Origin of the sequence: Actinophytocola sp., assembly GCF_049647105.1 — a bacterium.
GTDB lineage: Bacteria > Actinomycetota > Actinomycetes > Mycobacteriales > Pseudonocardiaceae > Actinophytocola.
In genome coordinates this window covers 1-12,196 of record NZ_JBARWZ010000232.1, presented here as the reverse complement: position 1 = coordinate 12,196, position 12,196 = coordinate 1, and the positions used below count along the sequence as shown (strand labels likewise).

The following is a 12,196-nucleotide window of genomic DNA, read 5'->3' as shown; positions in this document are numbered from 1 at the left end:
ATTCAGGAAACGCCGCCGCCCCGTCGCGGGGCAAGTCAGCGGGGTCGAACGCCCACCGGTTCCGGCGGTGACCAGCCGACCATGGTGTCGAGCGACCGGCGGGACACCGCCTCGGGCAGCAGCCCGCCGAGCCAGGTGCCCGCGTTGCGGGCGGCGACCGCGACCGGCCCTGCCGACTCGACGACGCGGCCGGTCCAGCGGGAGATCCTGGCCAGCCGGTCGACGCGAGGGCGGCGCACCCGGTCGTAGTCGGCGAGTGCCGCGCGCAGAGCCGCGAAGTCTGCGGTGTGGTCGACGCGGTGTGCCAGTTCGACGGCGTCCTCCAGCGCCACATTGGCGAGGCCCACGTTGGGCGCCATGGGATGCGCCGCGTCGCCGACCAGGACCACCCGGCCACGGTGGAGAGCTGGCAGCGGGGCGGCCAGCTCCTCGATGCGGTCCAGGTGCACCTCGGCCCCGGCGGCACGGGCCAGCAGTTCCGGGATGGGGTCGTGCCAGCGGCCGAACAGGGTGTCGAGCTGGGCGCCCGCGCGGGCGGCATCCGTTGCCAGCGCGGAGAAGTGCGTGCGCCCGGCGGGCAGGGGCAGTATCGAGAGGCGCAGGCCCGCACCCCAGGTTTCGGCGGGGGCCAGGGTCAGGTCGTCCGCAGGTACGACGGCTCGCCAGCTCGCCGAGCCGCAGTCGCGCAGGCCGGGATGGTCCGGGAACAGGGTGCCGCGGGTCGCGGAGCGGATCCCGTCCGCCACGACGACGAGGCCACTCGGTACGACGTCGGTACCGACACGCAGCAACGCGGGAAAGGCCCCGTGGCCGATCGCGACGAGTTCGGCGGTGAGTCCATAGCGGACGGTTCCGGGCGGCAGGGCCGCCGTGAGGACGGCGACCAGGTCACGGCGCAGCAGCGCCCGCACGTGCTCGCCGTAGCGGCGGCGCACGAACCCGAGGTCGCTGCGGGCCAGCCAGCGGCCGCTCGGGGTTCGCACCCCGCCCTCGGTCTGCACCACCGACCGCCCGCACACCTCGGCACCGACACCGAGCCGGTGCAGGGCGTGCATCCCGTTGGGGGTCAGACCGATCCCGCCGCCACGGACACCCGGCCCGGCGGCTCGTTCGACGACCCGCACCGGCAGACCGGCGCCGCGCAGCGCGAGCGCGCTCGCGAGACCGGCGATACCCGCACCGACGACGTGGATCACGACCGTCCACCCGCGCGAGCGTTGTGGACACTGTGGACACTCGACACCGGGCAAGCATGGCCCTTCGGAACGCGAACAGCGAGCCGGTGGCACACACCGGGTTACCGTGCGCACATGCCGTGGTTGTGGAGCCGCTTCCAGGTGCACATGGAGGCGTGCAGGCCGGACACCCTGTTCTACGCGGGCACCGTCGGGGTGTCGGGCGCCGTACTGACCGATGTGGACACTCCGCTGCGGCTGCTCCTGCTGGCCTGGCTGGTGCCCACACTCGCGTGGATCGCCTCGATCTACGGCGGCGACTACTTCGACCGCGACCTGGACCGGCTCACCAAGCCGCACCGGCCGATCCCGTCCGGCCGGCTCGGGGCGGGGACCGCCCGCGCGATCATGGTGGCCGGCATCGGCTTCGGGGGGCTGGTCGCCGCGCTGGTGAACCCGCTCACGGCGGGACTGGCCGCGGTGGCCTGCCTGGTCGGCATCGCCTACGCGAGTGTCCTCAAGGGACGCGGCCTGTGGGGCAACGTCGTGCGGGGGCTGCCGACCGCGCTCACCCTGCTGTGGGGCTCGATGGTCGTGCAACCACTGCCGGAGCCCCGGCTCGTGCCGCTCGCCGTGGCCTTCTGGCTGCACGACTCGGGTTCCAACCTCCTCGGCGCGCTCGGCGACCGGGACGGCGACCGGCGCGGCGGCTACCGCACCTACCCGGTGTGCCGCGGTGACGAGGCCACCGTGCGTGGTCTCGTCAGCTTCGGAGTGTGCTGGGTGGCACTCGCCGCGCTGTGGCCGCTGGTGCCCGGCGCCGGCGGCTCGATCTCGCCGCCGGTCTACACCGCGGGCCTCGCCGTCGCGGCGCTCGCGAGCTGGGCGGCGGTCTCGCTCGTGGCCCGCGCGTCCCGGCCAATCCCGCGCGCCGTCTGCCTGCGCGCGCACGAGATCGTCGTCGCGGAGCGGATCGTGCTCGGCACGTTCCTCCCGGCTGCCGTCGGCAGGCTGGACGTCGCACTGCTGGTCGGCGGCCCCTCCCTCGCGGCGACGCTGGTCGCTCGCGGTCTGATGCGGCGCCGCTACGAGCCGGCCAGGGCATGACGCGGATGGCCGCCCTTGTAGAGCCCGAGCACGAGCTCGTGTGAGTAGCCAAGCAGTTCGAGCAGCTCGGGGTCGAGACCCGCGGCGCCCGCGGGTGGGACGCTGAGCGTCCCGTTCTCCACCTGACGCAGCCACGCGACCTGGAAGCCCATCGAGAAGATGTGCCGGGTCGTGTCGGCGGTGGTGTTGGCGCCGCCCGCGTGGAAGGTGTCGGCACGGAACAGCAGGGCGTCCCCTCGGTCCAGCTCGACCTGCACGGCCGCCGACCAGTCCGGCGCGGGCTCGTCGGCCGGGCCGCCGTGACTGTCCGGGACGACCCAGGTCGCGCCGTTGTCGGCGGTGAACTCCGACATCGCGGCCATGACGGTGAGCGCGATCGGGTGCCTGCCACCGGGGACGTGCCGCCAGGAGAACGTGTCGCGGTGCAGCTCCTGGCGTGGTGCGCCGGGGTGGCGGGCCATGTACTCGGCGATCGTGAGCAGGATCGTGTCCGACAGCGGGGCGAGCACCCGCCGGGCGCTGTCGATGATGTCGCGTTGCAGCACCAGGTCCGGCGCGCAGTCGATGGCGCCGACCAGGGCGTGCAGGGTGGTCGTCGTGTCGCCCTGGAAGCCGCCGAGCACCGACCTGGCGGCGTACTCGGTCTCCTCGGGGTGCGCCTGGAGGTAGCTCTCGACCTGGGCGAGGAAGGTCGCACACAGGTCGGGCGGGTAGGCCCCGGCGAGGACGACCACTCCTCGTTCGCTGACGACGGCGTCCAGTTCACGGGCGTCGTAGGGTTGTTCGAGTCGTGGCACGGTCGATCCCATGGGTGTTCCTCTCACCAGGCGACGGGCAGGGTTTCGATGACGACGTCCATGCCCTGCGCGCTCCAGCGCACCTCCTCGGGCGGGACGGCGAGGTGCAGGCCGGGCAGCCCGGCGAGCAGCGCGTCGATGGCGACGGCGAGCTCCATGCGGGCGAGGGCGGCGCCGAGACAGTGGTGGATGCCGTGCCCGAACGCGAGATGGGGCACCCGTGCCTCGGTCGGGTCGAACTCGTCCGGGGCGCGGTAGACGGCCGGGTCCCGGTTCGCGCCGGAGCGAGCCGCGATCACCGTCTCCCCCGCCATGACCCGCACGCCGCACAGGTCCACATCGGACCGGGCGACCCGGTTGACGCCGATCTCCTCGTCCTGCAGCCGAAGCAGCTCCTCCACGACGTGTCCGGTGTGGACGGTGCCGGACCGCAGTGCGGGGATCGCGCCGGGCGTGGTGAACAGGCGCAGCATCCCGTGCACGATGGCCGACGCCGTGGTGACGTAGCCTGCCATCAGCAGGCCGAGCGCCATGGCCGCGATCTCCAACCGGTTCAGGCCGTCCGGTTCGCGGACCAGGTCGCTCAACAGGTCGGCCCCGTCCGGTTTGGCGTCGACCAGATCCACGACGAACCGCTGCAGGTCGACGAAGGCGGCACCACGCTCACCGACGGCGCAGGCGGGACGCAGCACGATGTCGGCCCAGTCGCGGAACCGGACCCGGTCCGGCTCCGGGATGCCGAGCAGCTCAGCGGTGACCGCGATCGGCAGGGGGAACGCGAACTCCGCCTGCAGGTCGAGCACCGGGCCGTGATCGCGCATCGCCGCGACCAGCTCGGCGGCGATCACCCTCGCCCGCTCCCCCAGCTCGGCGACCCGCCTGGTGGTGAACGCGCGGGCGACGCTGCGCCGCAGCCGGGTGTGCTCAGGTGGGTCGTGCAGGAACATGAAACCGGTGGCCAGGTCGTCCGCGCCAGTCGGCAGCGAGCCGGGGTACCCGGTGCCGAACGCGGGTGAGGACAGCAGATTCCGGACGTCGGCCTGCCGGGTCACGAGCCACGCCGGACCGGCCGCCGTGCGCACCCGATGGATGGGCCCCGCGGCCCGCAGCTCGGCGAGCTCGGGTGGCGGGTCGAGGGTGGCCGTTCTGAGGAACGGGTAGTACAGCAGGGTTGCCTGCTCGGTCGTCATCGCACTCCTTCAGGTCACTGCGTGTTCGACGGCGTCGGCGAACTCGGTACCGGGGCGGCCGCCGGTGAGCCGGGACCGCAGCTCCGCCACCCTGGTGGCGAGCAGCGGGTCGGCCGCGACCGCCCGCAGTTGTTCGGCGACGACCGCGGGGGTGAACGGTTCCCGCAGCCGCACGCCGACGCCGAGGGCCTCGACCTGATCGGCCACGGCACACTGCTCGCCGATCTGCGGCGCGACGACCACCGGTACCCCGTGGGCGAGCGCCTCGACCGTGCTGGTCAACCCGCCGTGGGAGACCAGCACGCTGGCGTGGCGCAGGGTGTCGATCATCGGCAGGCGCCTGCGCAGCACGACCCGTGCCGACACCGGCCCGAGGTCCGAAGTGGACAGCGTCGGTCCGACGGCCACCGCGGCACGCCAGCCGAGCTTGTCGACGCCCGCGACGCAGGTGCGGAAGAACGCGGTGTTGCCGGTGAAGACGGTCCCGAGGGTGACGGCGGCGAGCGGCCCGTCACCGCGCAGCCACGCGAGCTCGGCCGACCCCTCCGGCGGCCGGATGCACGGCCGGACGAACGTGAAGCGCTCGTCGAAGCTGTCCCCGTGCGGCTGCAGTTCGCGTGGGTAGAGGGCGATGTTGTGGTCGGCCTCGTTGTCGAAGAACCGTTCCGGCGACACCGACGGCAACCCCACGTCGGCAAGGAAGTCCGTGACGGCCGCGAGGAAGGCGGCGGTCGAGACGGCGTCGTCGGTCCGCGACGCGTAGTCGGTGTGCAGGGAGAACTCGCTGTTGGAGGCGAACACCGGCCACACCCGCACGAGCGGCAGCCCGGTGGCCTCGGCGAGCAGCCAGCCCGCCATCGACAACACGTCCGCGACGACCACGCTCGGCCGCTCCACCCCGGTCAGCGCCGCGAACGCCGCCCGCGCCTCGGCGAGCAGGAGCGGCAGGACCCTGCCCATGTCGGCGAGGTCGGCGGGATGGTCCGGGGTGTCCATCGGCGAGTCGTACCCCACCGGTTCGGCGCAACGGGCGATCTCCCGCGCGAAGCTCGTCGAGGCGAGCACGCGGACCCGGTGGCCGCGCCTCCTCAGTTCCGCGAGGCCGGGCAGTACCGGGTAGGTGTGCCCCCAGGCGGGAATCGACGCGTACAGCACGTTCACGCGGCACCGTCCTCGATCGCGATCAGCAGCCGCTCTGGGAACCGGTCGCCGAGCATGTTCTCCCGCCACGGCACCTCGTCCCAGCCCTCGACCATGGCGGCGCGCAGCCCGGACCCGACGATCGCGGCGACCGCACAGCGCAGCTCCAGCCGGGCGAGGTTCGCGCCGGGACACCGGTGGATGCCGAACCCGAACGCGAGGTGCCTGCCGAGGTCGAGGCGGTCCGGGTCGAACGCGTCGGGGTCGGTGAACAGGTCGGTGTCCCTGTTGGCCGCCACGAGAGGCGCGACGACCATGTCCCCCTTGCCGATGATCTGCCCGCCGATCAGCACGTCGCGGGTCGCGAAGCGGGGCATCGACTCGCCGTTGTCGCCGGACTGGACCCGCAGCACCTCCTCGACGAACCGGTCGACGATGGCAACGGGTTCGCCGTCACCGGAGCGGAGCCGGGCGAGCCAGCCACCGTCGAGCAGGTGCCGGAACGCGACGGCGATGGCGTTGGCGGTGCTGACGTACCCCGCGACCGGCAGACCGAGCACCATGGTGACCAGTTCGACGTCGGTGAGCGCCGCACCGTCGCGCTGGGCACCGATCAGGTGGGCGATGAGGTCGTCCTCCTGCCCCGGCCGAGCACGCCGCTCCGCGACGAGCGCCAGCACGTAGTCGTTGAACCGGCGCCACCCGGCGAGCGCCACCGCGCCCTGTTCATCGGATAGTGGCACCAGCAGTTGGTCCGAAAGCCGCTGAGCCATCGGCCGGTCCGGCTCGGGGATGCCGACGATGCCCGCGATCACGTTCATGGTGAGGGGCTTGGCGAACGCGGACATGACGTCGACCGGCTCGGTCGCACGCATCATCGTGGCGAGCAGCGTGTCGGCCCTGGCCCGTACCGACCGCGCGTACCGGTCGACCCGGCCGGCGGCGAACGGCGCGGTGACGAGGCCACGCAGCCGGGTGTGCTCCGGCGGGTCCTGGAAGATCGACTCGTTCGGCTCGGCCGTGCCGTCGACGGGTGACACGCTGAACACCGGGCTCCCGAGGACCGCGCGGACATCGGCGTAGCGGCTGACGAGCCAGGCGCCCGCGCCCGTCCGCGACACCGGGCACCCGGCGCGCATGGCGGGCCAGTCGCGGTCGAGATCGGTTGGCCGGAACCGTTCCACCGGCGGGGGTTCACGCGACGTCATGGCGCCTCCCCGCGTCCAGCGGAAGGGTCGCCGGACCCCGCACGAGCATGCCGGTCTTCCACCGAAGGCCCTCGGCGCCGAGCCGCAGTCCTGGCAGGGTCGCGACGAGCACGTCGAGTGCGACCCGCAGCTCCAGGCGGGCCAGTGGTGCGCCGAGGCAGAAGTGCGGGCCGTGGCCGAGCCCGAGGTGCGGGTTGGGGTCACGGGCGAGGTCGAGCCGCCACGGTTCGGCGAACACCCGGTGGTCCCGGTTGGCCGCCACCGTCGCCGCGACCACCGGTGCGCCGGCGGGGATGCGGGTTCCGCTCAGCACGACGTCGACCGTGGCGTAGCGCGGCGACGCGCCGTTGGCCTCCAGCGGTGCGAACCGAAGCAGTTCCTCGACCGCCGTGCCGACGAGTTCCGGGCGAGCGACGAGTTCCTCCCACCTGGCCCGCTCCGACAGCAGCACGTAGAGGAAGTTCGGCAGCTCCGTCGAGGTGGTCTCGTAGCCCGCGACGAGCGCGGTCATCACGATGATCACGAGCTCGTCGTCCCGGGGGCCGCGCTCCCCGGCGGCCAGCATGGCCGAGATCAGGTCGGCGGCGGGCTCCGCCCTGCGCCGCGCGATCAGGTCGGCGACGTACTCCCACATCTGCCCGGTGGCGTCGAGCCGTTCGGCCTCGGTGATGGCGGTCGTGGCGAGGCCCGCGGCCGCCCACCCCCGGAACCGGTCGCTGTCGGCGTAGGGCACGCCGAGCAGCGCGCAGATCATCCGCAGCGTGTACGGGACGGCGAGGTCGGCGACGGCGTCGAAGGTCCCCCGGTCGGCGGCCTCGGTGACCAGCTCACGCGCGAGTGCCGTCGCACGGTCGTGCAGCCTGGCGACCGCCCGCGCGGTGAACGCGTGCAGGCAGGCCGCACGCAGCCGGGTGTGCTCCGGCGGGTCCATGGCGACGATGCCGCCCGAGAAGTCGACCTCCGTGACCCGGGGTACGTCCCGTCCCAGTGACTCGGCCCTGGAGAACCGCGGGTCGGCGAGCACGGTCCGCGCGTCGGCGTGCCGGGTGACGAGCCAGGCTGGTTCGCCGTAGGGGAAGCTAACCCGGCAGACCGGCTCGTCCCGCTGCAGGCGGAGGTACTCCGGCTCGAGGTCGAGGGCGGGCGCGGGCGGGAAGGGGAACGTCAGCACGACCGCGCCACCCCGTCGAGCAGATGGTTGGCGACGACCCTGGCCGAGGCACCACGGTGCGGCAGCAGCATGGGGCCCTTTGGCCGGGCCCACTCGGCGGCAGGCCGGTCCGGTTCGAGGCGCACCGATCGCAGCACGGCGGCGACGATCGTGCGCATCTCGGTCATGGCGAGCGACGCGCCGAGGCAGCGGTGGCTGCCCGCGCCGAACGGCAGGAAGCCGGGGCCGCGCACGGGGCAGCGGTCGAGGTCGTAGCGCTCCGGGTCGGGGTAGGCGCTCGGCGAGCGGTGCAGCAACCCGAGGGAGACGGCGAACAGTGTGCCCGCCGGGACCCGGTAACCGTTGGCCTCCCACGGTTCGAGCGCGACCCGGCCGACGTCCATCGTGGTCGGCCTGGCCCTGACCGCCTCGTTGATGGCCGCGTCGATGACCTCCCGGTCGCCGCGGTGCGTGGCCGAGGTGACCGCGCCCAGCGCGCCGGGACACCGCAGCAGCCGTTCGAACAGCCAGGCGAGCTGGGTGGCGGTGGTTTCCTGCCCGACGGCCAGCAACGTCACCAGATGGTCGCGCAGCTCGGCGTCGGTCACCGGTTCTCCGCTGGAGAGCAGCACAGACACGACGTCGGGGCCGCCGCGCGGTGTCGCCCTGCGCTCGGCCAGCTCGGCATGGATGATCCCGTCGACCTCGGTGATCAGCGCGTGCAGCCGCGCCCACGGGCCGTGGCCACCGAAGTGTCGCCGCGCGGCGGGCATGAGGATCACCAGCGGGCTGATGTCGAGCAGCCGGGGCACGAGCAAGCGCAGGCGCGCGAGCCGGGCGGAGTCGGTGATACCGAACACCGCGCGCATCATCACCTCGAGGGTGATCCGCTGACAGCACTCGAGCAGCCGCACGGTCTCACCGACCCGCCAGCCACGCACCTCGCGCTCGACGATCGACTCCATGAGCGCCACGTAGCGTGCGACGTTGGCGCCGTGCAACGGTCCCATGAGGACACGCCGGCGCGCGGTGTGCGCCGCGCCTGCGGACAACAGCAGCGAGTGCCCGCCCACGACGAAGCGGATGACCTCGTTCGCCTTGGTCGCGTCGAAGCGGTCCGCCTCGGTCCTCAGCACCCGGTGCACGGTGTCCGGCGCGCACACGTGCACCACGGGGCCGTAGCCGACGATGCGCGCGGTGAACAACGGCCCGTAGCGGCGCAGGCAGAACCGGCCGAACTCGACCGGCGCCAGCACCCACACCAGGGTCTGCACCAGCGCGGGCCAGCGCGGGCCGGGTGGCAACCCGGCGGCGCGCGTGGCACGCCACGACCGGCGGCGGGAGGTGGTGCCGGTCATCGCGCACCGGCCGGGTCGGTGACCCGCAGGAAGCGCCCGAGCGCGCGCAGGGCGAACGTGTGCGCGATGAGATCGTCGGTGTAGCAGAGGTCGTCGAAGTACAGGCCGACGTTGCCCGGCCGCCAGGTGCCCTGGTCGTCCTGCCGGTCGGCCAGCCAGTCGACCGCGCGCAGGATCGCCGGATCTGCCGGGTCGTGCCCGGCGTGCAGCAGGGCGAACAACGCCCACGCGGTCTCCTCGGCCGTCGTCCCCGCAGGCGGGAGCTCGTGGTGTCGCGGCCAGCCCCCGTCGTCCGCTTGCGCGGCGAGCAGCCAGCCGAGGGCGGCGCGGGCGGCGGGCTCCTCGGCGTTGCCGGTCGCGGTGAACGCCTCGACCAGCCTGGCGGTGCCGTGGGAGTTGTCCCGGAACCACACCGACGCGATCGAGCCGTCCACCTGCCGATGATCGTCCAAATAGGACAGTCCACGTGCGATCGCGGAACCTCGCGAGGCCGACACCCCGAAGCGGCGCAGTGCGAGGATGGCATGGGCGGTGACCCCGGCGCACGGCCGGTCGTTCATGATCGCGCTGTCGCGTACCCATTCCGACCACGAGCCGTCCCGGTTCTGCCTGCCCAGCAGCCACCGGAGGCCGAGCTCGACGGCGGGATGACCGCGCGGCACACCGAGATCGGCGAGCACACCGAGCACGACGGCGGTGTCCTCGGTGTCCGGCCAGCCCGACGGGTTCGCCCACGCCCAGCCACCCGCTGGCAGGCCGAGCGGGGTGAACGGCCGGTTCCACTGGGCGTCGAGCAGCCAGTCGCGGGTGCGGTGCAGCTGGGGCACCTCGGCGACGTCGGTGAACTCGGCGAGTGCCATGACCGCGTAGGCGGTCACGGAGATCTCGAGGTCGCGGTCGATGGCCCACGACCCGTCGGGGCGCTGAGTGCCGAGCAGGTAGCGCAGCGACGTGAGCCGCAGGTCGCGCCCGACACCGGCCGCGTCCAGTCCGAGGTAGACGAACCCGGCGATCATCGGGCACTCCTCGATGCCGCCGTTGGCACCGGACACCGCGCGCAGCCAGTCGAGCGCCTTCGGTTCCGCGACGCGGCCGGTGAGCCGCCGCAGCGGTCCACGCGGCAGCGTGCGCGCCTGCATGACGCCGAGCGCGAGGATCACCGGCAGCGCGATGGACACCTTGTTGCGCAGCCGGGGCGGCAGCAGCACCGTCTCGACCGGTTGGTCGGGCTGCTCGCGCGGGTCGCGCAGCCCGACCAGCCCCCAGATCGTCGGCAGCGCGGCAGGCCACGTCCTGGGTGCTTCCCCCCGCAGGCCTGGGATCACGTTCTCGGCGTCGTTGGCGTCGAGGAACGCCCAGCCGCGAGCCAGTGCGGCGCGGGAACCATCCGGGTCGATCTCGTGCAGCGCGGCGATGCCGAACGCCGTCATGCCAGGGCTGCTCGGCGGCTCCGCGTCGGCCATGCTCCAGCCGCCGTCGGCCCGCTGGTTGGCGTGCAGCCACCGGACGGCGGCGGCGATCCGGTCCCGGTGCCCTTCCTGGTCGGCGCGGTGCAGCGACAGCGCGCCGAGCGCGGTGGCCACGGTCGACGAGGACAGCCGGTCCACCCAGGACCCGTTCTCCCGCTGCCGGTCCCACAGGTGGACGAGCCCTCGGTCGGCCGCCTTCTCCGCCCGGCTTCGTACCGCGACGATGTCCACGCGCGCCTCCTTTCAGGTGTGGGCGGCCCGACGGTAGCCATGGGCGGCGCCGTTCGAGGGTGCCCTCGCGGCCATCACCTCGGCGATCGTGCGGTCGAGGCCGACGCCGAGTGGGACGCCGGGCCGGAAGCCGAGCCGGGCGCGCAGCAGGCCGGCGTCGCAGTGCTGCCGGTCCAGCGCTCTGGCGGGCGAGCCGGCGACGACCGTGTAGCCGTTGGCGGTGATCGCCGCGGCACGATCCGGGTCGGTGGCCCGGCAGGCGGCACTGCTGCGCGCGACGATCTCCTCGACCAGCGCGCGGGTGGTGCGGTGCGCGGCGGCGGCCATGTTGAACACCTCGCCGTCGGCACGCGCGTCGAACCCGACGGCGGCCAGCGCAGCCACCACGTCGTCGACGAACACGTAGTCGCGACCGTGGCCGAGCGCCCCCGCGTAGACCAGCGGCGGCAGCGGCCCGCCGGGATCGAAGATCCGGTCGAGTGACCGGGGCACCACCCGGCTGGTCGTGTGCGGGTCTCCGGGGCCGAAGACATTGCACAGCCGCAGGATCGCCACCGAGAGGCCGAGTTCGGCGCCGTAGAGCCGGGTGATCGTGTCCGCCGACTGCTTACCCACGTCGTAGACACCGCACGCGGCGAGCGGGGAGCTCTCGGTGTACGCGTCGCCGTGCAGCTCGCCGTAGACCTTGTCGGTCGACGCGAGCACGAACCGGGCCTCCGGTGCCGCCACCCGTGTCGCCTCCAGCATGGCGACGGTGCCGCAGACGTTGGTCCGCAGCGAGCCGTGCGGGTCGGCGAACGCGGCGTCGATCGTGGCGGCGGCGGCAAGGTGGTACACGACGGCGGGTCGCACCGACCGCACGAGTTCGCGGCAACCGTCGGCGTCGGCGACGTCCAGCCGCACCGCGCGCACCCTCTGGTCGGCGCCGGTCCAGCCCGCCCGGTCGGCGACGACCACCGTCATCCCGCGCGCCGCGAGCCGGCCCGCGAGGTGGGTGCCGATGAACCCGCAGCCGCCGGTGATCAGAACCGGGTCGCCGCGCAGGCGCATGCCGTGCCCCTCGCTGTGCCGGCATCCCCTCTGGCGTCCTGGTCACCGGCCAACTCGGCGAGCCGGTCACCGAACAGGCTCCAGAACCGCGTGTTGTGCCTGGCAATGGCGGCCACGGCGCCCGCGCAGTGCGACGGGAGCGATTCGATGAGTACGGTGACGACGCGGTCGTCCAGGACGTGCAGGCCGAGCCAGCGCAGCAGGCCGCGGCCGCTTTCGGTGAATCGCAGCGACGGGTCGTTGCGCAGTGCTTCGAGCACCGCGACCGGGTCGATACCTGGCGCCGGTGCGCCGGCGGGCGCCGCCCGCCGTGTCGTCGTG

The 12,196-nt window shown here is 73.4% G+C and carries 10 protein-coding genes and 1 pseudogene; 1 reads left to right on the top strand and 10 read right to left on the bottom strand.

Annotated features, from left to right (window positions below):
• Positions 1-35: 35 nt before the first annotated feature.
• On the bottom strand, positions 36-1,196 hold the full coding sequence (locus WBA97_RS27825; RefSeq protein ID WP_424233897.1) for an FAD-dependent oxidoreductase: 1,161 nt from the start codon (positions 1,194-1,196) through the stop codon (positions 36-38).
• A 114-nt stretch (positions 1,197-1,310) separates the two neighbouring features.
• On the opposite strand from WBA97_RS27825, the gene WBA97_RS27820 reads away from it, so the two are divergent.
• Positions 1,311-2,282: a UbiA family prenyltransferase gene (locus tag WBA97_RS27820; RefSeq protein ID WP_424233896.1), complete on the top strand. Its 972-nt coding sequence runs from the start codon at positions 1,311-1,313 to the stop codon at positions 2,280-2,282.
• On the opposite strand, the gene WBA97_RS27815 is transcribed toward WBA97_RS27820, so the two are convergent.
• The 9 genes and pseudogenes from WBA97_RS27815 to WBA97_RS27775 all read right to left on the bottom strand — a co-directional run.
• On the bottom strand, positions 2,261-3,091 hold the full coding sequence (locus tag WBA97_RS27815; protein ID WP_424233895.1) for a phytanoyl-CoA dioxygenase family protein: 831 nt from the start codon (positions 3,089-3,091) through the stop codon (positions 2,261-2,263). The genes WBA97_RS27820 and WBA97_RS27815 overlap by 22 nt on opposite strands.
• An 11-nt stretch (positions 3,092-3,102) precedes the next feature.
• Positions 3,103-4,269, bottom strand: coding sequence for a cytochrome P450 (locus tag WBA97_RS27810; RefSeq protein WP_424233894.1), 1,167 nt, complete (start codon positions 4,267-4,269; stop codon positions 3,103-3,105).
• A gap of 9 nt (positions 4,270-4,278) precedes the next feature.
• Entirely contained in the window at positions 4,279-5,430 is a 1,152-nt protein-coding gene (locus WBA97_RS27805; protein WP_424233893.1) for a nucleotide disphospho-sugar-binding domain-containing protein, read from the bottom strand.
• Complete coding sequence (locus WBA97_RS27800; RefSeq protein WP_424233892.1) at positions 5,427-6,617, bottom strand: cytochrome P450; 1,191 nt, start codon at positions 6,615-6,617, stop codon at positions 5,427-5,429. Before WBA97_RS27800 ends, WBA97_RS27805 begins: the two co-directional genes overlap by 4 nt.
• Positions 6,604-7,788 carry a cytochrome P450 gene (locus WBA97_RS27795; protein ID WP_424233891.1) on the bottom strand — a complete coding sequence of 395 codons (1,185 nt, stop codon included), beginning with the start codon at positions 7,786-7,788 and terminating at the stop codon, positions 6,604-6,606. The genes WBA97_RS27800 and WBA97_RS27795 overlap by 14 nt, the downstream gene beginning before the upstream one ends.
• Positions 7,782-9,125, bottom strand: a complete 1,344-nt coding sequence (locus WBA97_RS27790) for a cytochrome P450 (RefSeq protein ID WP_424233890.1) — start codon at positions 9,123-9,125, stop codon at positions 7,782-7,784. Before WBA97_RS27790 ends, WBA97_RS27795 begins: the two co-directional genes overlap by 7 nt.
• Positions 9,122-10,825: a hypothetical protein gene (locus WBA97_RS27785; RefSeq protein WP_424233889.1), complete on the bottom strand. Its 1,704-nt coding sequence runs from the start codon at positions 10,823-10,825 to the stop codon at positions 9,122-9,124. The genes WBA97_RS27790 and WBA97_RS27785 overlap by 4 nt, the downstream gene beginning before the upstream one ends.
• 12 nt (positions 10,826-10,837) lie before the next feature.
• The gene (locus tag WBA97_RS27780; protein ID WP_424233888.1) at positions 10,838-11,875 is read right to left on the bottom strand and encodes an NAD-dependent epimerase/dehydratase family protein; all 1,038 of its coding nucleotides are present in this window, start codon (positions 11,873-11,875) and stop codon (positions 10,838-10,840) included.
• Positions 11,848-12,196, bottom strand: a pseudogene (locus WBA97_RS27775) (hypothetical protein); the annotation flags it as partial. The pseudogene WBA97_RS27775 and the gene WBA97_RS27780, both read right to left, overlap by 28 nt.